Origin of the sequence: Acetobacter sicerae (assembly GCF_011516765.1) — a bacterium.
Lineage (GTDB): Bacteria > Pseudomonadota > Alphaproteobacteria > Acetobacterales > Acetobacteraceae > Acetobacter > Acetobacter sicerae.
The window spans coordinates 479,913-499,838 of the sequence record NZ_JAAABN010000001.1 but is presented as its reverse complement, the minus strand read 5'-3'; the positions used below and the strand labels follow the sequence as shown (position 1 = coordinate 499,838).

Annotated in this window: 17 protein-coding genes and 1 tRNA gene; 13 read left to right on the top strand and 5 right to left on the bottom strand. The window is 60.1% G+C overall.

The window, feature by feature from the left end; all coding sequences use genetic code 11:
• The first annotated feature begins 55 nt into the window (after positions 1-55).
• The 8 genes from GVI59_RS02245 to hflX all read left to right on the top strand — a co-directional run bounded on the left by GVI59_RS02245 (position 56) and on the right by hflX (position 12,112).
• Positions 56-2,656: a cation:proton antiporter gene (locus GVI59_RS02245; RefSeq protein ID WP_173572644.1), complete on the top strand. Its 2,601-nt coding sequence runs from the start codon at positions 56-58 to the stop codon at positions 2,654-2,656.
• A 67-nt stretch (positions 2,657-2,723) separates the two neighbouring features.
• Positions 2,724-3,833: a tRNA dihydrouridine synthase DusB gene (gene dusB, locus GVI59_RS02240; protein WP_173572643.1), complete on the top strand. Its 1,110-nt coding sequence runs from the start codon at positions 2,724-2,726 to the stop codon at positions 3,831-3,833.
• Positions 3,830-4,993 carry a two-component system sensor histidine kinase NtrB gene (locus tag GVI59_RS02235; protein WP_242012872.1) on the top strand — a complete coding sequence of 388 codons (1,164 nt, stop codon included), beginning with the start codon at positions 3,830-3,832 and terminating at the stop codon, positions 4,991-4,993. The genes dusB and GVI59_RS02235 overlap by 4 nt, the downstream gene beginning before the upstream one ends.
• An 84-nt stretch (positions 4,994-5,077) precedes the next feature.
• Positions 5,078-6,553 carry a nitrogen regulation protein NR(I) gene (ntrC, locus tag GVI59_RS02230; protein WP_173572642.1) on the top strand — a complete coding sequence of 492 codons (1,476 nt, stop codon included), beginning with the start codon at positions 5,078-5,080 and terminating at the stop codon, positions 6,551-6,553.
• Between the two features lie 50 nt (positions 6,554-6,603).
• Entirely contained in the window at positions 6,604-8,859 is a 2,256-nt protein-coding gene (locus GVI59_RS02225) for a sensor histidine kinase NtrY-like (RefSeq protein ID WP_173572641.1), read from the top strand.
• Positions 8,849-10,237 (top strand): nitrogen assimilation response regulator NtrX, encoded by a 1,389-nt coding sequence (ntrX, locus tag GVI59_RS02220; protein ID WP_173572640.1) that lies wholly within the window; start codon positions 8,849-8,851, stop codon positions 10,235-10,237. Before GVI59_RS02225 ends, ntrX begins: the two co-directional genes overlap by 11 nt.
• A gap of 248 nt (positions 10,238-10,485) precedes the next feature.
• Entirely contained in the window at positions 10,486-10,812 is a 327-nt protein-coding gene (gene hfq, locus GVI59_RS02215) for an RNA chaperone Hfq (RefSeq protein WP_173572639.1), read from the top strand.
• Positions 10,772-12,112, top strand: a complete 1,341-nt coding sequence (hflX, locus tag GVI59_RS02210; RefSeq protein WP_173572638.1) for a GTPase HflX — start codon at positions 10,772-10,774, stop codon at positions 12,110-12,112. The genes hfq and hflX overlap by 41 nt, the downstream gene beginning before the upstream one ends.
• 228 nt (positions 12,113-12,340) lie before the next feature.
• Here the strand turns inward: hflX and GVI59_RS02205 are convergent.
• Positions 12,341-12,417: transfer RNA gene (locus GVI59_RS02205), tRNA-Asp, on the bottom strand.
• Positions 12,418-12,688: 271 nt separating this feature from the next.
• Between GVI59_RS02205 and GVI59_RS02200 the strand changes: the two genes are divergently transcribed.
• The gene (locus GVI59_RS02200; RefSeq protein WP_173572637.1) at positions 12,689-13,582 is read left to right on the top strand and encodes a retroviral-like aspartic protease family protein; all 894 of its coding nucleotides are present in this window, start codon (positions 12,689-12,691) and stop codon (positions 13,580-13,582) included.
• Positions 13,583-13,682: 100 nt separating this feature from the next.
• On the opposite strand, the gene GVI59_RS02195 is transcribed toward GVI59_RS02200, so the two are convergent.
• Together GVI59_RS02195 and GVI59_RS02190 are read right to left on the bottom strand one after the other, a co-directional pair.
• Positions 13,683-14,207, bottom strand: a complete 525-nt coding sequence (locus GVI59_RS02195; protein ID WP_173572636.1) for a carboxymuconolactone decarboxylase family protein — start codon at positions 14,205-14,207, stop codon at positions 13,683-13,685.
• 143 nt (positions 14,208-14,350) lie between these two features.
• A complete protein-coding gene (locus GVI59_RS02190) occupies positions 14,351-14,893 on the bottom strand; it encodes a peroxiredoxin (RefSeq protein WP_173572635.1) in 543 nt (180 codons plus the stop codon).
• A gap of 147 nt (positions 14,894-15,040) precedes the next feature.
• Between GVI59_RS02190 and GVI59_RS02185 the strand changes: the two genes are divergently transcribed.
• The 3 genes from GVI59_RS02185 (at position 15,041) to GVI59_RS02175 (ending at position 16,977) form a co-directional block, all read left to right on the top strand.
• Positions 15,041-15,982, top strand: coding sequence for a hydrogen peroxide-inducible genes activator (locus GVI59_RS02185; RefSeq protein ID WP_173572634.1), 942 nt, complete (start codon positions 15,041-15,043; stop codon positions 15,980-15,982).
• Between the two features lie 176 nt (positions 15,983-16,158).
• Positions 16,159-16,284, top strand: coding sequence for a type B 50S ribosomal protein L36 (ykgO, locus tag GVI59_RS02180; protein WP_003625637.1), 126 nt, complete (start codon positions 16,159-16,161; stop codon positions 16,282-16,284).
• Between the two features lie 87 nt (positions 16,285-16,371).
• Positions 16,372-16,977, top strand: coding sequence for a tetratricopeptide repeat protein (locus GVI59_RS02175; RefSeq protein WP_242012871.1), 606 nt, complete (start codon positions 16,372-16,374; stop codon positions 16,975-16,977).
• 66 nt (positions 16,978-17,043) lie between these two features.
• On the opposite strand, the gene GVI59_RS02170 is transcribed toward GVI59_RS02175, so the two are convergent.
• On the bottom strand, positions 17,044-17,598 hold the full coding sequence (locus GVI59_RS02170) for a Dps family protein (protein WP_173572632.1): 555 nt from the start codon (positions 17,596-17,598) through the stop codon (positions 17,044-17,046).
• A 216-nt stretch (positions 17,599-17,814) separates the two neighbouring features.
• Positions 17,815-18,522 (bottom strand): tRNA1(Val) (adenine(37)-N6)-methyltransferase, encoded by a 708-nt coding sequence (locus GVI59_RS02165; RefSeq protein WP_173572751.1) that lies wholly within the window; start codon positions 18,520-18,522, stop codon positions 17,815-17,817.
• A 193-nt stretch (positions 18,523-18,715) separates the two neighbouring features.
• Between GVI59_RS02165 and GVI59_RS02160 the strand changes: the two genes are divergently transcribed.
• Complete coding sequence (locus GVI59_RS02160) at positions 18,716-19,855, top strand: polyprenyl synthetase family protein (protein ID WP_173572631.1); 1,140 nt, start codon at positions 18,716-18,718, stop codon at positions 19,853-19,855.
• Positions 19,856-19,926: the final 71 nt, after the last annotated feature.

Genomic DNA, 19,926 nt, shown 5'->3' with positions numbered 1-19,926 from the left:
CTTGTGAGACAGGATTGAGAACCGGCGCAGGACCGCTGCGCTGAAGGGGAATTTGATGGAAGTGACGGGCCTGGCGGCAGTTCTGCTGGCAATTGCGCTGCTGTTGGTTGTTGTGAGTGCGGTGCAGCCCGTCGCCCGACGCTTTGAGGTGTCGGAAACCGTGCTTCTGGCTCTGGTCGGCATCGTCATCGGTGGTGGTGCGGACCTGATCATCCGCAGCACCTATACCGGGAAAATACCCAGCGTCGCGGGAACGGCCCTGAACGGGGTGGCTGAAACCTTCCTCGACTTTCCCGTCAGCAGTGAGGTCTTCCTGCTGGTCTTTCTGCCTGTGCTGGTCTTTCAGGGCGCGCTCGTCATCGACGTGAGGCGACTGGCTGACGAGGCCGCGACTGTCCTTCTGCTGGCTGTCGTCGCGGTGCTGGTGTCCACCGCGACCATCGGGTTCGCCCTGATGCCGTTCGCGCAGATGCCGCTCATCGTCTGTCTGCTGCTTGGTTCGATCGTGGCGACCACGGACCCCTCTGCCGTGGCCGGAATTTTCCGTGACATCGGTGCTTCCTCGCGCCTGACCCGTCTGGTGGAGGGCGAGGCGCTTCTCAATGACGCCGCCGCCATCGCCATCTTCGCGGTTCTGCTGGCAGCAGTGACGTCACATCAGTCGATTCATATCGGCAGCGCTGCCCTTTCTTTTGTCATTTCATTCTCCGGGGCCATCGCGATCGGCGTCATCGGCGCGCGTATGATGCTTTATATCATCACCGCACTGGGCAACGCTCCGGCGGCCGAAACGACCATGACCGTCGCGCTGCCCTACATCGTCTATATTCTGTGCGATGAAGTGATCGGGGTGTCAGGCGTGGTGGCGACCGCCGCCGCCGGGCTGACGCTTTCGGTGTATGGGCCGTCCACGTTCCGGCCCCAGACATGGCAGTTCCTGAACGAGCTGTGGCAGCAGCTGGTGTTCTGGGCCGGGTCACTCGTCTTCGTGCTGGCCTCGATGCTGATCCCGCGCCTGCTGGTCGGCATGACCCGCTGGGATGTGGTGCTGATTCTGATTGCGAGCGCTGCGGGGCTGGTGGCGCGAGGTGCTGTGGTGTTCGGGTTGCTGCCTGTTCTGGCTTGGACCCGTCTGGCGCCTCCGGTTCCGACACCATTCAAGGTGACAATGGTGTGGGGCGGCCTGCGTGGCGCCATTACGCTGGCTCTGGCGCTGGCGGTCACGGAAAATCCGCACGTCTCCACGCCGGTTGCGCACTTCATTGGTATCATCGCCACGGGCTTCGTGCTGATCACCCTGCTGGTGAATGGCACGACCCTGAAATCCGTGGTGCTGTTCCTGAAGCTCGATCAGCTGTCGCCAATGGATCAGGCGTTGCGACATCAGGTGCTGAGCATCTCTCTTGAGAAAGTGGCCGAACGGGCGAAAGAAACCGGTGAAGAGCTTGGTTTCTCGACCGACGCCACCCGGTCGGTGATCGATGCGCTGGAAGTCCGCAGCCACGAGGAACGCTCCGCCAACACGTTCGATACGGCGCTCGGTGACCGTCAGCGCGTTACGCTGGCTCTGATTACGGTCGCCAATCAGGAGCGGTCCATCCTGTTGGATCTGTTCCGTATTCAGGGACTGTCGCGCCGCGTGATGGAAACGCTGTTGCGGACTTCGGACGCCATGGCGGACGGAGCCCGGCTGGAGGGACGCTTCGGTTACGTCAAGGCGCTCCGGAAACGTCTCAAACCGTCAATGAAATTCCGGATTGCGCAGACCATCCATAACCGGTTCCATTATGACAAGCCGCTCATGGCGGCCATGGCGGAACGGTTCGAGATGCTGATGGTCAGTCATCTGGTTTCGCTGGCTCTGGCCCGTTTCCTGAAGGACATGATGGAACCGACGCTCGGCACGCGTGTCAGCGAAATCGTGGCGGAAACCCTGTCGCGTCAGCGCAAGATGCTGGACGAGGCGCTGCTGGCCCTGCGGCTGCATTATCCCGGTTATTCGGAAGCGCTGGAGACCCGCATTTTCAGGCAGATCGTCATCCGTCTGGAAGCTCAGGAAATCGATACGCTGCATGCGGAATCGCTGATCAGCGACGAACTCTCGCGGGAACTGCACAAGGATGTGGACCGGCGTCGTGTCCGTCTTGACCGGCGTATGACCTTCAATCTGCGTAACAACATCGAGACCCGTCTGCGCGGCGCTCTCATCTTCAAGGGTTTGCCCGCCGTGGCGCTGCACGATCTGGCGCAGACAGCATCCCTCCGTTTTCCTTCTGTGGGTGAGGCCCTGCTGAAACGGGGTCACAAGGCGCATACGGTGTTTTTCGTGAGCGCCGGGCGTGCCGAAATGCATGTCAGTGAGCGCGATATCGACTATGGAGCGGGCGACATTATTGGCGCACGCGAAGCGATTGAGAACGGTCCGATGCCGGGGACGGTGCGCGCGGTTCGCTTTGGCCACATGCTCGCCATTCCGGCCCATCGTTTCAGAAGGCTGGTCGAAGAATACCCCATCGTGGCCAGAAATCTGGATGACCTCGCCAAGGTAAGAGCGCGGAGTGAGACGAGCGCCCTTGAGATGGTGGGGACGAAGGAGCCCGGTCCGGAGCCAAAAGGGCCGGGAAGCATGAAATACCTCTCTGCATCCAAGGAGTAGCCGTGGGAGCCCGTTGCATGGAGATTCTGTTGAACTCCTGCGCGCGCGCAGGTAGGTTGACGACATCATGGGCACGGCAGAAATGAACAGGGCGGAGGGGCTTGACCTCGCGCCGATCGATCTTGGTGGCGTTGTGCTGGATGCACCCGTCATTCTCGCACCAATGGCGGGCGTGACGGATGTTCCGTTCCGCAGGCTCGCCCGCCGTTTCGGCGCGGGACTGGTGGTCTCCGAGATGATCGCGTCCTGGGCGATGGTGCGCGAAAATGAAGCGACGCTTCGGATGGCCGAAGTCGCTGACGCCGCCGGACCGAATTCCATCCAGCTGGCCGGGTGCGATCCCGACGCCATGGGGGAGGCGGCCCGCATTGCCGTCAGCAAAGGCGCGGACATCATCGACATCAATTTCGGCTGCCCGGTGAAGAAGGTCGCGGTTGGTCAGATGGCGGGTTCGGCCCTGATGCGTGACGAAGTCGCGGCGGGGCGTCTGCTTGAGGCGACGGTGAAAGCGGTGAATGTGCCTGTCACGCTGAAGATGCGGATGGGCTGGGATCACGATCATCTGAACGCGCCCAATCTTGCCCGTATCGCGCAGGAATGCGGCATCCGCATGATCACGGTTCACGGGCGGACCCGACAGCAGTTCTATAACGGCTCCGCTGACTGGGCTTTCGTCCGTCAGGTGAAGGAAGCTGTCCGTCTGCCGGTGATCGTGAACGGCGATATCGTCACGGTTGACGACGCACGACAGGCGCTTGCTCTCTCGGGAGCCGATGGCGTGATGATCGGACGCGGCGCGTACGGTCGTCCATGGTTCCTTGGGCAGGTAGCGGAAGCGCTCCGCACAGGCGAAACACCCGCTGACCCTGATCTGGCGACTGAACGCGCTGTCGTACTGGAACACTATGATTCGATGCTGCGCCATTTCGGTGAGCATCCCGGCCTGCGGCTCGCCCGCAAGCACGTCTCCTGGTATTCGGCTGGCCTGCCAGAATCGGCAGGCTTCCGTGCTTCCGTAAACCGCATGGACACGGCGGCCGAGGTGATCGACGCGATCAACGCGTTCTATGACCGGCAGATCGCGGCGGGCGCTGTCCGTGCGCCGCACCGCTCGCGTGGCGATGGCAATCACACGGGTGAAGCGAGGAGTGAGGCCGACACACTTCAGGCGGCATGAAGAGCGTCTCGGGAAGAGAAGTTCATTCGCTGCAAAAAGCGCCCGGCGCGGTGCACCGTAACGAAGCCGAAGATCGTGTGCCGGATGCAGCGCTTCTGCTGGAAACCTTGCCCACCCCGGTCGTTCTTGTCGGTCAGCAGGATCATATTCTCTTCGTGAATTCGGAGGCTGAGAGCTTCTTCGCGCGCTCCCGCGCCCTGCTCAGGCAGGAAAAACTGTCTGATCTGCTGCCCGCCGATCATCCCCTGTTTCTTCTGCTTCATCAGGTTAGGCAGACCGGTAATACGGTCACCGAACATGGAGTGGTAATCAGTTCGCCGCGTTTTCATTATGACGGCGTGACCGTGCAGGGGGCGGCTGTCGCCGAGTTCCCCGGACAGGTGCTTCTCCTGATTCAGAACGCGTCTTCGACCAGGGTTCTCGATCGTCAGCTCGCCTTCCGCTCCGCCGCACGCAGCGTGTCAGGCATGGCGGCCATTCTGGCGCATGAGGTTAAGAATCCGCTTTCTGGCATCCGTGGCGCCGCCCAGTTGCTGGAAAGTTCCGTTGCCGAGAACGACAGGGAACTGGCTGTTCTGATCCGGGACGAGGCCGACCGTATCCGGGCGCTGGTCGATCGGATGGAAATGTTCAGCGAAAATCCCGAAGGCCGCCGTCCGGTCAACATTCATCGAGTGCTGGAGCATGTGCGGGCGCTGGCCGAAAATGGCGTGGCGAAAGGAATTCCGATCGTCGAGCAGTATGATCCCTCGCTCCCGCCGGTCTGGGGCAACAGGGACGAGCTGATTCAGGTTCTGCTCAACCTCATCAAGAACGCGGCGGAAGCCATTCTGGATACGGGAAAGCCGGGACAGATCACGCTGATCACAGCCTATCGACAGGGGCTGCGCCTTGCCGTGCCGGGATCGGACCGTCGGCGTCATCTGCCTCTTCTGGTGACCGTCCGGGACACGGGGCCGGGAATTGCCGAGGCGATACGTCCGCATCTGTTCGAACCGTTTCTCACGACCAAGACCTCCGGTTCCGGTCTGGGGCTGGCGCTTGCGGGCAAGATCATCAACGATCACGGAGGAGTCATTGAAGTTGAAAGCAGGCCCGGATGCACGGAGGTGAGCCTGCATCTCCCCGTGGTCAGGGACGAGGCTGGTGGTATGTCGTGACGATCCTGAAAAGGTTGTCGCTTGTTTTCCTGTAAAATCCGCTCATTATCGAGCGTGGCTTATCAAAGATGGTAAAAGACCCGCATGCCGTTGCCCACTATTCTTGTTGCTGACGATGATCGCTCGATCCGGACGGTTCTCAGTCAGGCTCTGGGCCGCGCCGGGTATCAGGTCCGCACAACGGCGAGCGCTGCGACCCTGTGGCAGTGGATTGAGGAAGGCGAAGGCGATCTGGTCATCACGGATGTGATGATGCCGGATGAAAATGGTCTGGACCTTGTGCCGCGCATCAGAAAGGCGCGTCCGGACCTGCGCATTCTTGTAATGAGCGCGCAGTCCACGCTGGTCACGGCCGTCAAGGCGACGCAGCGGGGTGCTTTCGAATATCTTCCCAAACCCTTTGACCTGACGGAACTGCTCTCTGTCGTTGAGCGGGCCCTGAGCACGCCTCAGCAGGCGCAGGTGTCTTCTCAGCCTGCGCTGTCTTCCGCCGAAGAGAAGATGCCGCTGACAGGCCGTTCGGCGGCAATGCAGGACATCTACCGGATGATCGCCCGTCTTACGACGTCCGACCTCACGGTGATGATCACGGGAGAAAGCGGGACGGGGAAGGAACTGGTCGCAAGAGCGCTCCATGACTACGGGCAGCGGCGCACAGGCCCCTTCGTCGCCGTGAATGTCGCCGCCATTCCACGAGAGCAGATCGAAGCCGAACTGTTCGGGCAGGAACGCAGTGTCAACGGTCTCACCGGGACGCGTTCCTCGGGACGCTTTGAGCAGGCGGCGGGAGGAACCCTGTTTCTTGACGAGGTCGGTGACATGTCGCCGGAAGCGCAGACCCGGGTTCTGCGTGTCCTGCAGGAAGGAGAGTTCACCACGGCGGGCGGTCGGCAGCCGATCCGGTCCAACGTGCGGATTGTCGCTTCCACGCATCGTGACCTGCATCAGGCCATCCGGGAAGGGACGTTCCGGGAGGATCTGTTCTATCGCCTGAACGTGGTGCCGATCCGTATTCCGCCGTTACGGGAGCGGACGGAGGACATTCCCTTGCTGGCGAGACATTTTCTCAGCCAGTGCAATGAGGAAGGGCAAGCTCCCAGAAGCCTCACAGATGATGCGATCATGCGTTTGCAGGCCTGGCGCTGGCCGGGGAATGTGCGTGAGCTTGAGAACTTGATGCGTCGTATTTCTGTGCTGTATCCGCACGATGTGATCAGCGGCTCGGTGATAGAGACGGAACTTTCGGAAGCAAGCAGGCAACGTCCGTTGTCCGTGGCGGCGCACGATGAGGAGGAAGAGCCTTTCTCCGTCGTCGTTGAGCGTCACCTGCGGAAATACTTCACGGCGGCCGAAGAGAACGGGGTGCCGCCCACAGCCCTGCATGAGCGGGTGATCGCCGAGATCGAGCGCCCTCTGATCAGGCTCACGCTGGATGCGACGCGCGGGAACCAGATCCGCGCCGCCGCCATGCTGGGCGTCAACAGAAACACCCTGCGCAAGCGTATCAGGGATCTCGAAATTCCCGTGACCAAGGGATCTTCCGCTCGGGAGGCAATCTGACTCGTCATGCGGCAGAAAACGGACAGCGGCCTCATGGCGGAGAACCCGGCATGCTGAGGCGTGCGCTAGAAATGCGGAGTGTGACCATCACGCTCGTCGCGCTGGCGCTCCTGCTGGTGTTCGCCATGTTCGTGGTGCTGTCGGGAGGAGGCGCGCTGGCGCATCATCCGATCCTGCAGAACAGCATCTTCATTCTGGGCGGCGCGACGCTGCTCCTGCTGGCGGTGACCAGCGGCCTCTGGGTCCGGCGTCTGATCCATGAGCGTCAGCTTGCCGGAACCGCTGGCGCCCGACTGCATGTCCGTCTGGTCGCCCTGTTCGGACTGGTCGCGGTGGCTCCTACAATCGTGGTGGGCATTTTTGCGACGATCTTCTTTGATTACGGCATCCAGATATGGTTCTCGGACCGCGTCAATACGGCCCTGAATGAAGCCCTGCAGGCGTCGCGCGGTTATCTGACCGAGCACAACGCCAACATCCGCACGGAAGCCTTCTCCCTCTCCAACTTTCTGGTGAGCGCGGAGAACGAGCTTCAGAGTAACGGTACGGATCTGCTGCATGACCCGGAAACACTGGGCCAGATGCTGGACAGTCAGGCCACCATCCGTGGTCTGACGGAAGCGGTGGTCTATGACCCGATCACCAACAAGGTGATCGCCGCCGGTGGCCTGCTCAGCCGCTCGGGCTATGACCAGCCGCTGCCACCGCCTGCGGCCACAATGATGGCCCGCACCAATGATGTGGCGATCTACGACAGCCCCGACGAGAAGGTCGTACGGGCTGTCGTGGCGCTCGGTGAAACGCCGGAAATGATGCTGGTCATCACGCGGCCGGTCGATCCGGAAATTCTCGGTCATATGCGCAAGACCGAGAAGGTGGTGTCGGATTACAAGCGGCTGGATCACAACCGGACGAAAATCCAGATCATCTTTGTGATCATCTTCGCATTGGTGGCGCTGCTTGTGATGCTGGCGGCCGCCCTGATGGGACTGACGCTCGCCCGGCAGATTGCGCGTCCGCTCGGGCTGCTCATGGATGCGTCGCATCGTGTCAGTGAGGGCGATCTTTCCGTGCGTGTGCCGGAAGAAGGGCGGGATGATGAAATCCGCAGCCTGTCTCACGCCTTCAATCTCATGACGGATGAGCTTGCGAGCCAGCGTTCGCAGCTCATGGACGCCTATGAGCAGATCAACGAGCGACGGCGATTCACAGAGGCCGTGCTTTCGGGCGTGTCGGCTGGCGTCATCGGTCTGGACGGGCTGGCGCGCATCGAACTGCCCAACCGCGTGGCGTGTGACCTGCTCGACAAGGATCTGACGGAGCATGTGGGAGAGCCTCTGGCGACTGTCGTACCGGAGTTCGAACCTGTTCTGAATGCGCTTCAGTCGGGGGATGGGCGCGTTCAGACGCAGGAATTGCAGATCGGCGTGCCCGGCAGTCGACGCGTGCTGTTCGTGCGTGCTGCTGCGGAAATGCGCAACAATCTGGTAGCGGGCTATGTCGTCACATTCGATGATATCACGGCGCTCCAGTCGGCCCAGCGCAAGGCGGCATGGGCGGATGTCGCCAGACGGATTGCGCATGAAATCAAGAATCCGCTCACGCCGATTCAGCTTGCCGCTGAACGGCTGAAACGCCGGTTCCTGCGCGAAATCACCTCTGACCCGGACACATTCCAGCAGTGTGCGGATACAATTGTTCGTCAGGTGGGTGACATCGGACGGATGGTTGACGAGTTCTCGGCGTTTGCCAGAATGCCGCAGCCACGCATGACGGAAGAGAACCTGTCCAGCATCATTCGCGACGCCCTGATCCTGCAACAGGGAGCACATCCGGAAATCCGCTACGATGTGCACCTGCTGCCGGGAGGAGGGCCGCTGCTTTTCTGTGACCGGCGGCAGATCGGCCAGACACTGACCAACCTGCTGCAGAATGCAGCGGACGCCATCGCCATGACGGGGCGCACTGTCGAGGTGGAATCTGAAAAAGGAGACGAGGCTGCCTCAGAAGTGACAGGTTCCATCGGTATGATCCGCGTTGACGTGACAGAGCAGGACGACAGGGTGCATATCGTAGTCACGGATGACGGAATCGGTCTGCCCCGGCAGGATCGGGATCGCCTGACAGAGCCTTACGTCACGCACAAGCCCAAAGGGACAGGTCTGGGGCTGGCCATTGTCAAGAAAATCATGGAAGACCATGAAGGAACGATTGAGCTGAGGGACCGTCCGAATACGGAAGGCACTGAAGCCACACTGATTTTGCCGCTCAAGGCTGGAACACAGAAAGAGAACCATGGCGTATGAAGTCCTGATCGTCGACGACGAACCGGATATCCGCATGCTGATCGAGGGCATTCTTCACGACGAAGGATATGAGACCCGTGTCGCCGGAGACTCCGACTCTGCGCTGGCGGCCTTCAGAGCGCGTAGACCCTCCCTTGTGATTCAGGATATCTGGCTTCAGGGCTCCAAACTGGACGGGCTTGAGATCCTCAAGACCATGCAGGCTGAAGATCCCAGCGTGCCGGTGGTGATGATTTCGGGGCACGGCACGATTGAAACTGCCGTCGCGGCCCTTCAGCACGGCGCCTACGACTTCATCGAAAAACCGTTTCAGTCCGATCGTCTTCTCGTCATTGTCAGGCGCGCCATCGAGGCGTCCCGTCTGGAGCGGGAAAACGCGGAGCTGCGGCTGCGCGCCGGACCGGAGAGCACGCTGTTCGGTGACAGTGTGGCGATTTCCGCCGTGCGCTCCCAGATCGAACGGGTCGCCCCGACCGGGTCACGCGTGCTCATTACCGGTGCGCCGGGCGCGGGCAAGGAAGTTGCGGCACGCATGATCCACGCCCGATCCCGGCGTGCGGAGGGACCTTTCATTGCCCTGAACTGCGCCACGCTGGCTCCAAGCCGCTTTGAAGAGGAGCTGTTCGGGCTGGAGGGCGTCGAGGGTATCCCCAGAAGAATTGGTGTGCTTGAGCGCGCCCATGGCGGCACGCTGCTGCTTGACGAAGTCTCCGACATGCCGATCGAGACACAGGGCAAGATCGTGCGTGCGCTGCAGGATCAGAGCTTTGAGCGGATTGGTGGTTCGACGCGGATAAAGGTGGATATCCGGGTCATTTCATCCACGAATCGTGATCTTCAGGCCGAGATCGGTAACGGTCGCTTCCGTGAGGATCTTTATTACCGCCTTGCGGTGGTGCCTCTGCGGATTCCGAGCCTGCGTGAGCGCCGGGAAGACATTCCCGAACTGGCGCGGCTGTTCCTGCGTCGGGCTGCCGAGACAGCCGGCCTTCCGGTGCCGGAACTGAGCGTGGATGCGATGGCGGCGTTGCAGGCCTATGACTGGCCCGGCAATGCCCGTGAACTGCGCAATCTGATGGAACGCCTGCTGATCATGATGCCGGGGAACGGCAGTGATCCGATCCGCGCCGATATGCTGCCTGCATCCATCAGTGAGGGCGCGCCTGCTCTGCTGAAATTCGATTCGAACGCGGATGTCATGAGTCTGCCTTTGCGGGAAGCGCGCGATCTTTTCGAGACGCAGTATCTTCAGGCCCAGCTTCTGCGTTTTGGTGGAAATATCAGCAGAACGGCAGGGTTCGTGGGAATGGAACGCAGCGCCCTGCATCGGAAGCTCAAGCAGCTTGGCGTCACGGCGGAAGATCGCGCCGGCGTGTAATCCTGTCTTTCGGGAAGCGGACTTCTCCTGTTCCCGTCCCGTATGCTGGCTTGCTGGGATGTGTCCAGAGGGCTGGACAGATCGTGGGGAAGCGGGCATGTCGCCTGCGTTGATCACGGCATATTTGTCGTCAAAATTAATCTGGATGACAGGTCCGGTCTTTGAGCTTCACGTTTGTGAGCGTAATGACAGAGGTAAGCCTCGAATCATACCGGGCAACAAGAACAAAGAAGAACAGGACTCCGATCGTGGCAAAGACACCGCCTCAGAACGTCCAGGACGTATTTCTCGGTCATGTCAGACGGGGGAAGGCTCCGGTTACGATCTTTCTCGTCAACGGCGTCAAGCTTCAGGGCGTTATCACCTGGTTTGACGATAGTGTGATCCTGCTCCGCAGGGACGGTCACACCCAGCTTGTCTACAAGCACGCCATCAGCACCGTCATGCCACTTGCTCCGGTCAATATTGTCGAGACAACGTCCGGCAAGGCTGGCGTCACTGTTGAGACGGAAGCGGATCAGCACCATATCCTTCATGCGGAGAGCGACGAAACTCTTGTCGACGATACCTACTGAAACAGCCACGCCCGCCACACGGGCCGCCGTTATCCTGCCTTGGGAAAAGCCTGACCGCGATCAGGATGTCAGGGCGGCCGAAGCACGACTGGATGAGGCCGTTGGCCTGACATCCTCCATCGGGCTGGTGGTTGTGCTGAAAGCCGTTCTGCTTCTCAGGGCGCGCCGACCCGCGACCCTGCTTGGAACAGGGCAGGTGGAATCCCTGCGCGAAGCCGTTGCTGAAAAAGAGATCAAGGTTGTCGTCATCGACGCCAAGCTGTCCCCCGGTCAGCAGCGCAATCTTGAAAAAGCGCTCGGTTGCAAGGTGATCGACCGGACTGGTCTCATTCTCGATATCTTCGGCGCCAGAGCCGCCACGCGGGAAGGTAGTCTTCAGGTCGAACTGGCGCATCTGGAATATCAGAGATCGCGTCTTGTCCGTCTGTGGACCCATCTGGAACGTCAGCGCGGTGGTTTCGGCTTCCTCGGTGGACCGGGTGAAACGCAGATCGAGGCTGACAGGAGAATCATTGGAGACCGCATCGTTCGCCTCAAGCGTGAGCTGGAACAGGTGCGCCGTACCCGTGGGCTCCATCGGAGCGCGCGCCGACGTGTGCCGTTCCCGATCGTGGCGCTCGTGGGCTACACCAATGCTGGCAAATCGACGCTGTTCAATGCACTGACCGGCGCGTCGGTCTATGCGCAGGATCAGCTCTTCGCCACGCTGGACCCGACGATGCGGGCGATCAGTCTGCCGTCAGGACGACAGGTGATCCTGTCCGACACTGTGGGCTTTATCAGCGACCTGCCGACAGAACTGATCGCAGCGTTCCGCGCCACACTGGAAGAAGTCGCCGAGGCCGACATCATCCTGCATGTGCGGGATATCGCGCATCCTGATACGGATGCCCAGAAGGCCGATGTGCTGTCCGTGCTGTCCGGCATGGAGCGGGACGGAATGCTGGATCCGGAATGGCGTTCCCGTGTCATCGAAGTGCTCAACAAAGCCGATCTTCTGGGCGGCCCAGAGCAGGTGGAGCATCACGGTACAGCTGTGCCCATCTCGGCCATCACGGGAGACGGCCTGCCGGAACTGATGTCAGCCATTGATGCCCATATGGTGCATGCCATGGAACTGCTGCGTTATAGCATTCCGGTCGAGGCTGGTGACGCTCTGGCGTGGCTGTATCAGCACGGCGAGGTTGTTACTCGGGAGGATCATGAAACGCACATGGACGTGCTTGTGCGTCTGCGTGAGGCTGATCGTGCGCGCTTCGATGGGCAGTTCGGAAAACTGGTCGAAAAAACAGAGTCCTGAGGAAAGGAAGGACTGTTTCTTTATCGCTGATACTTCTCGCGAGAGGGTATGGCGATGGGAGACAGTTCTACCGGTCCACACGGCCAGACAGACAAATTGCTGGGACGATCTATTCGGAAATAGAGAGGACCAAGTCTACAGTCATTTCTGTATTTTGGAAAATATCTAATAGGATGGTTGCGCTTTTGAAGAGGGCAACCGCGCCACTTTCTGATAGTATCAGGAAAGTGGCGCGAGTGACGGGGCTCGAACCCGCGACCTCCGGCGTGACAGGCCGGCGCTCTAACCAACTGAGCTACACCCGCTTTTTTCTAACGATGCCGCGTTCTGCGTCGTCGTTGAGCGGCTTTATAATGACGTTTTCAGGACTTGCAACCCCCCTTTCAAAAAAACTGTCATTTTTAGGAAAATCAAAAGGTTGCCGGTCGTGATATGGCGGCGATCCCTGAGTTTCTGGGCGGCTTTGTTCCCGAAAAGAAAAGAGGACTGTTTCCTGCAGCGATTCCGGTCCATCGGAATACTCGTTGGAAGCCTCAGGAGTGGCGTCACGCTGTCAGAGAAGGCAAAAGACGTGGAATGCGACGCGCCTTCTGCCTGATTGTCCTTCTGATGCCTCTGGTCGCGTGCACGCGCTCCATCCCCTCATCTTTCTGTCCGCAAAGTTTTTCCGAGGTGCTTCCCGTTCTGCCTGACACCGAGTTTCCGGTCGTGCAGGTGCGGCTGAACGGACATGCTGCCGCCATGCTCGTGGATACGGGGGCAGGGCGTTCCGTGATCACGCCTGAGGCGGCAAAAGAATTCGGATTGTCAGAGACAGGACAGAGCCTGACGATGCACGCTGTAGGCAGTGATATTGCGACTCCCATCGTGCGGGTCAGTTCCCTGCAACTGGGGCGACTTAAAGCCCTGGAAGCGACATTTCTGCTGGCGAAGATACCGGTCGGGTCCGTGGCCGGTCTGCCGGTAGCGGGCCTGTTCGGCGCCGATTTTCTGAGTGGTTATGACGTGCTGTTTGACCTGCCCCATCACCGCATGGCGCTGATATCAGGAAACGCCTGCATTCCGGACAATGTGCCGCCCGCTGATCGGATGGCTTTTCCTGCTGATCCGGCCGCCCGTGTCTTTCTACCGATCAGACTGGATGATCGTTCGCTGATGGCCGTTCTGGACAGCGGTTCAAACCGGACGACAATCCCGGTCTCGCTGGCTGGCGTGCAGGGCGCGAGCCTTGAAAAGGACGAAAATGTCGGCACGCGCGGACCGGATGGCCAGTATCTCGACGCCTGGCTTCATCGCTTCAGGACGGTTCAGATCGGCGCCAGCATTGATCGGGATATCGAACTGGCCATAGCCCCGATGCGGGTGCCCTATGCGCTGCTGGGAACGGATTTCCTGCGGCGTCGGATCATGCTGATCTCCTACCGTCGAGGCATGACGTACCTGCTTGTGGCACCACCGATCGCGCCCTGAGACGGTTATGGCCTGACGATACGAAAAAGGGGCACAGTGCTTCGCACTGATGCCCCTGTCATGCGTCCTGTGAGGACAGCCTGTGTCTTCCAGACGTGTTTCAGGCGACTGGTTCGGCCTGCAACGCGACGGCAATGCCGTGCACGGTCGCCGCAATGCGCACGGACGTCTGAACCTGCTCGCTGGTCAGTCCACCTTCACGCACGGCGTGTTCATGGCTCTTCACGCACATCTCGCAGCCATTGATGGCGGAAACGGCGAGGGACCAGAGTTCAAAGTCCACCTTGTCCACACCGGGACGGGCGATCACGCTCATGCGGAGCTTGGCGGGCATCTGGGTGTAGTCGCCACCCATTATGTGGGTGAAGCGGTAATAGATGTTGTTCATGCCCATGATGGCGGCCGCGGCTTTGGCCGCGTTCAGTGCTTCCGGGCTCAGCTTCTCACTGAATTCTGCGATGATGGCCTTGGTCACTTCCTCATTGCGGGAAGCGATGGCTGTGGCGACGAAGGTGCCTGCAAGCTGCTGCTCGTTCAGCGTGATGTCGGAAGCAAGGCTGCTGAGATTGAGGCGGAGGTCTTTCGCGTAATCGGGCAGGCGCTCTTTCAGGGCTTCAAACGACATGATGCTTCACTCTATTTCATGGGGGCAGGACATAGTCCCGGTAACTGGACTGGTAGCTGGGCTGGAAAAACGGAAACCAGCCAGGTGGAACGCTGCGGAGCAGGCGAGGGCGCACCCCGCAGCGTTTCGGTGTTCCGGAAGGATCAGACCTTCAGGAAGTCGTCGCCCTGTTTCCAGTTGCACGGGCACAGCTCGTCGCTCTGGAGACCATCGAGAACGCGCAGGACTTCCTGAGGGTTACGGCCGACCGACAGGTCGTTGACCGACACGTGGCGGATGATGCCCTGTGGGTCGACGATGAACGTGGCGCGCAGAGCAACACCCGGACCGGCAGCGATCACGCCGAGGGATTCGGACAGCTCGCGCTTGATGTCGGACAGCATGGGGATCTCAAGCTTCTTGAGGTCCTCATGGTGCAGACGCCAGTTCAGGTGGACGAATTCGCTGTCGATCGACACGCCGTAAACGACGGCGTCACGGTCTGCGAAGTCTTTCGCCAGCTTGCCGAACGCCACGATCTCGGTCGGGCAGACGAAGGTGAAGTCCTTCGGCCAGAAGAACACGATCTTCCACTTGCCTGCATCAGATGAGTCGGAAATCTGAACGAACTTGCCGTTCAGGCCTTCCGGACCACCCGGAACGGAAGTCAGGTCAAAGGAAGGAAACTTGTCGCCAACGGTCAGCATCGGAATGCTCCTTGCATATCTCGGTAACAGTGCAGTGCGTCGATATGGCGCGCCGCTGAACGTATCTATGGCCATGCTGCGGCAATCATGCCAATGAATAATTTATCATAATACTATTGATGAAATCGATTGAGCGGAGCGTCGGCCATGATGATCCTGCCTTCTCCCCAGCAACTCCGTTATCTGCTGGCACTGGCGGAGTTACGCCATTTCGGAAGAGCCGCTTCCGCCTGCGCCGTGACGCAGTCCACCCTGTCCGCCGGGATTCTGGCGCTGGAACGGCAGCTTGACGCCAGTCTGCTGGACCGGGAGGTCGGCAAGCGTGTGGTGTTTACGCTGCTCGGTGAAGAAGTCGTGCGACGGGCCCGTGTGGCGCTGGAACTTCTCGAAGGGATTGCGCAGATCGCCCAGGCATCGCGTGAGCCGATGACGGGGCCGGTCAGGCTGGGCGTCATCCCGACGATTGGTCCTTTCATTCTGCCTCGGCTGATTCCTCTTGTGCGGGAATGGTTCCCGCAGATCCGTCTCATCATTACGGAAGACATGACGGAGCGTCTGATAGAAAAAATCACCATCGGACGGCTGGATGCCATGCTCCTCGCCATGCCCTGCGTGTGCGAAGGGCTGGAAACGATCCCTCTCTGGCGCGATCCGTTCGTGCTGGCGCTGCCACGGAATCATGAACTGGCGAAGCTTCCGGCCGTACCGCTGGAGATGCTCACTGAAGAACGCATGGTGCTGCTGGAAGATGGGCACTGTCTCCGCGATCAGACGGTCGATGTCTGTCGTCAGGAGCGTAACTGGGCAGGAAGTGAGCCTGAGTCGGCCCACACGGCGTCTTCCCTGCACACACTGGTCCGTATGATAGGCGAGGATCTTGGTGTGGGGCTTCTGCCCGAACTGGCTGTCGCTTCCGGCATTCTTGACGGAACAGGGGTGGTGGCGCGCCCGGTGACCGGAGGGCCGGCGTGGCGCACAATCGGCTTGGGCTGGCGGCTGAAATCGCCACGGAGTGAGGATTTCCGGGTTCTGGCGCGGACATTGAAGAAGCTGGCGCCCGCTGGTGCCGAGCCTGTTTTGCAGGAGTAGCAGGAGGCACGCGCATTATCGCCGGAAGATCCGACACAGGTCATGCCCAAGACACGGTTGTGTACTTCTGATGCAGAGAAAACCGCTCTTTGCATTGACTTTTCCGCTTTGGCTGCGTATGTCGCAGCAACTTTTTCATGCGGACACCGGCCGCAGACGGATAGAAGAGACGAGTTATGAAGATCAGAAACAGCCTCAAGTCGGCAAAAGTCCGCGACAAGGACTGCCGCGTTGTGCGTCGTCGCGGTCGCGTCTACGTCATCAACAAGAAGAACCCGCGCATGAAGGCTCGTCAGGGCTGATCCTTCGATCAACCTGATGATCCCATGCACAGGAAAACCCGCCCACTGGCTCTGGAAACGGACCCAAAAGGCGGGTTTTTTCGTTGTATGAACAGAATTTCTCCCTTTGCTGCTCTGGTCTTCCTGCTGACCGCGACAGCTGCGCATGCTGAACCTGCGGCTACGAAAGCGGCTCCTGCCACGACACCCGCCTCACCGCAGAAGCTCTCGGTGGAGACCAAGAAGGCCGGGCTTGTGGCTCAGCTTGCAGCGTCAAAAAACCCTACGGAAGCAGCGCTGATCCGGGGACAGCTTGAGGAACTCCGTACACAGTCCATCAGACCCGCGACCAGACTGCTCATGCGGCGGGCCGCACGTGAGCTGTCGAGCGAGAAGCCCGGTGAGGCTGTTGAGGATTTCGGAGCGGCTCTGTCATTGCAGAATGACGTTGCCGTTCTATGGCGGCTACGGGCGCAGGGGCGGCTTATGGGTGGCGATACCAGCGGCGCGATCAGTGACCTTGGCGTCGCGCTTCAGCATGATGGAAATGATGCCGTAAGCTGGCAGCTTCTGACTGCCGCCGAAGATGCCGCAGGAGACGGGCAGGCTGCTTTAAAGGCCTGGCAGCGTGTGATGGAGCTTGATCCGCAGTTGCCGGGAGCCGCGAAGAAGTTCGAAAAGCTCCAGCTGAAAGCCTTCGGGCGTCCCACCTGATTTTGTGCTGCGGATAGTCAGCAGGCAGGCCTGAAGAACTCTTCCGAGTCTTCAGGCCTTTTTTGATCAGCTGTTCGCGCCAAACGTGGTGCGTGTGACTTCAAACAGGAACCACGTCCGCTTTTCGCTTTCGTCGATCCAGTTTTCCAGCAGGCTTGTCGTGGCGCAGTCGCCGACCTCGTCCGTCAGACCATGTACCTGACGCATGGCGGCGACCAGTTGCTTGTTGTCCTCACACAGTTCGGCGATCATGTCAGGCGCATCGACATAGACGGCGTCATTGTCCTTGATGCGCTGCAGACGGCTGATCTCGCCAATCGAATGGACCGTGATACCTCCGATGCGGCGGGCGCGTTCGGCCAGCGGATCGGTCATGGCGAGCAGTTCCGCACCCTGATCGTCCAGCATCAGATGCAGGTCGCGGAAGTGGCGACCGCTCATGTGCCAGTGGAAATTCTTCGTTTTCAGATAAAGAGCGAAGACGTCAGCAAGCAGGGCGCGGAGAGCGGCGGAAATATTTTCCACGCCTTCCTTTGGCAGGTCCGAAGGTGTGCCCAGATAATGCTGGACCTCAGCAGAACGCGCCTGTTCGACTTTGCTGGAAGCAGGTGACTTGCTCATCGGTGTTTCCCCTTTGAATGTTCCCCCTTGGCCGGTCCGGTCGTGGGACGCGCATTCCGTATTTCGGAACGTCATCAGGGCCGGAAGCGAGCGGGACAGAGCCATCAGTGGCTGCACGGTCAGTATGCAGCCGCTCAATGAAGAGGGATGTCAAGTGAAGAGAGTGTTTCGCAAAATGCGTGGCAGCATCTCTGTTCCCTGCAGAGCAGTGGGGAGTCAGAGTTCTTTCTGATGCCCGGAGACTCGCCTCGGGCTCCGGAAGGACTCGGGGAAAAGAGGCTGCCCGTTTCTCAGGATCGCCTCTGCGGCAGGAGTGAAACTGCCATCATCCTTATGCAGGACTAATCCCGGCAGGATTCTGGAGCCCGCCTGTCCTCCGCGACGGGCGCGAATCAGCACGATCCGGGATTCTTCTCCCTCATGCGGCCACAAGGGAATGATTTCGGCGCTACCGATCCGCACCTTTTCACAGGCAGCGAGTGTTTCAGCCAGCCGTGTGCTGGGAATCGCAAGCGTCAGGGAGCCTTTTTCCCTGAGAAGGCCGGCAAAAGTGGAAATCCAGCGATGCAGGGTGTCCTTTCTGGCGCGACGGGCCTTGTCCCGGCGGGGTTCGGGCGAGGCGGTCGCATTTTCCTGATGCCACGGGGGATTGGCGAAAATATGATCGAATCGGAAAGGCGGCGTTTCGGGGGCGTCGCGTAAAATCTGACCAGCATTGCAGATATCGTTCGTAACAATTTCAGTATCGTTGCAGGCGTTAAGGATGAGATTGATTCGGGCCAGAGCGGCTGTCGCGGGATCGATTTCAAATCCCGTGACAGCGAGATTCTCCACGCGGGCCTTGAGGCACAGCAGGCCAGCGCCAGCGCCGCATCCGGCTTCCAGCACGCGGTTTCCCGGACGGGCGGGAATGAGGGCCGCCATCAGGACGGGTTCGAGCCCTGTACGGTAACCCTGCCGGAACTGGTGATAGACGATGCGCCCCCCCAAAAGGGTGCCATTCGTGGTCTCGGGAAGGTCAGAAAGGGAGGGGATTGCGGGGCGGACAACTTGACCGTCTCCGGAGCGCCGCTCATATGGTTGCACTACTAGGGTCCCTTTTTCGGGAGAAAGTCATTTGCACGTTGCAGTCAATCTGCCGAATACGGAGGGCGCCGCAAGCCCGAATGCAGGTCAGGTCGAAAAGAAGGCTGGCGACAGCACACGTGTGGATGATGCCGTGAAACCTCAGAACAGTGAAAACGTCCTGAAAGCTCTGGCTGATTATCTCGCCGATGACATGATGGCCTGCAACAGGGAAATCGTGGCGCGGATGCAGAGCGACGTCCCGCTGATCCCGCAACTGGCAGCCCATCTGGTGGCGGCGGGCGGCAAGCGTCTCCGGCCTCTGCTGGTGCTCGCGGCGGCCCGTGTGGCCGGATATCGGGAGCATGGCGACGATATGCGTCATGTCGGCGTGGCGGCCTGTGTGGAGTTCATCCATACGGCGACCCTGCTGCATGACGATGTGGTCGATAACAGTCAGCTTCGTCGCGGGCTGGCGAGTGCGAACGCCGTGTTCGGCAACAAGGCCTCCGTGCTTGTGGGTGATTTCCTTTTTGCCCGCGCCTTCCAGATTCTGACAGCGGACGGTTCTCTGCCGGTCATGGCCATCCTCTCCGCTGCTTCCGCGACGCTGGCGGAAGGCGAAGTCATGCAGATGACCACGCAGAACGATCTGACCACGACGGTCGATCGCTATCTTCAGGTCATCTACGGCAAGACGGCAGCCCTTTTCGCTGCGGCCTGCGAGACGGGCGCGGTGGTCGCGAAAGCCGATGACCAGACGCGAGAAGCGCTGCGTCAGTATGGTGCGAATCTCGGCATGGCGTTCCAGCTTGTGGACGATGCGCTTGATTACGCCGCCGATCAGGCTGTGCTGGGCAAGACGGTTGGTGATGATTTCTATGAAGGAAAAGTCACTCTGCCTGTGCTCGCGGCCTATCACGCAGGAGACAGCGACGAGCAGGCCTTCTGGAAGCGCACGATCGAGAACAATGAAGAGCAGCAGGATGGCGACCTTGAGCGCGCACTGGATCTGATCGCGAAGACAGACGCCATTGATGCGACCATGGCCAAGGCCCGTGAATATGCCGAGGCCGCGAGCGCTGCTCTGGATCAGGTCTCCGACACATGTCGGGCTGCGAACGTCGATATGGAGCCGCTGCGTCAGTTGTTGAAAGACGTCGCAATCTACACGGTTGATCGCGCCCGCTGAGAGCTTGATCCCCCCTGCAGGCTGTTTTTAGCAGAAGCTGAGGAGGCGTTTTTTCAGGAAAACGTCTCTCC

Coding starts and splice junctions, on each gene's coding strand:
- GVI59_RS02190 (WP_173572635.1), bottom strand. CDS start 14,893: ATGCTGACCGTTGGCGACAAGTTTCCTTCCTTTGACCTGACTTCCGTT.
- GVI59_RS02175 (WP_242012871.1), top strand. CDS start 16,372: ATGAACAGAATTTCTCCCTTTGCTGCTCTGGTCTTCCTGCTGACCGCG.
- ntrX (WP_173572640.1), top strand. CDS start 8,849: ATGGCGTATGAAGTCCTGATCGTCGACGACGAACCGGATATCCGCATG.
- GVI59_RS02245 (WP_173572644.1), top strand. CDS start 56: ATGGAAGTGACGGGCCTGGCGGCAGTTCTGCTGGCAATTGCGCTGCTG.
- GVI59_RS02200 (WP_173572637.1), top strand. CDS start 12,689: ATGCGACGCGCCTTCTGCCTGATTGTCCTTCTGATGCCTCTGGTCGCG.
- GVI59_RS02170 (WP_173572632.1), bottom strand. CDS start 17,598: ATGAGCAAGTCACCTGCTTCCAGCAAAGTCGAACAGGCGCGTTCTGCT.
- ntrC (WP_173572642.1), top strand. CDS start 5,078: ATGCCGTTGCCCACTATTCTTGTTGCTGACGATGATCGCTCGATCCGG.
- GVI59_RS02235 (WP_242012872.1), top strand. CDS start 3,830: ATGAAGAGCGTCTCGGGAAGAGAAGTTCATTCGCTGCAAAAAGCGCCC.
- hflX (WP_173572638.1), top strand. CDS start 10,772: ATGCGGAGAGCGACGAAACTCTTGTCGACGATACCTACTGAAACAGCC.
- GVI59_RS02225 (WP_173572641.1), top strand. CDS start 6,604: ATGCTGAGGCGTGCGCTAGAAATGCGGAGTGTGACCATCACGCTCGTC.
- GVI59_RS02165 (WP_173572751.1), bottom strand. CDS start 18,522: ATGGCGGCCCTCATTCCCGCCCGTCCGGGAAACCGCGTGCTGGAAGCC.
- ykgO (WP_003625637.1), top strand. CDS start 16,159: ATGAAGATCAGAAACAGCCTCAAGTCGGCAAAAGTCCGCGACAAGGAC.
- dusB (WP_173572643.1), top strand. CDS start 2,724: ATGGGCACGGCAGAAATGAACAGGGCGGAGGGGCTTGACCTCGCGCCG.
- GVI59_RS02195 (WP_173572636.1), bottom strand. CDS start 14,207: ATGTCGTTTGAAGCCCTGAAAGAGCGCCTGCCCGATTACGCGAAAGAC.
- GVI59_RS02185 (WP_173572634.1), top strand. CDS start 15,041: ATGATGATCCTGCCTTCTCCCCAGCAACTCCGTTATCTGCTGGCACTG.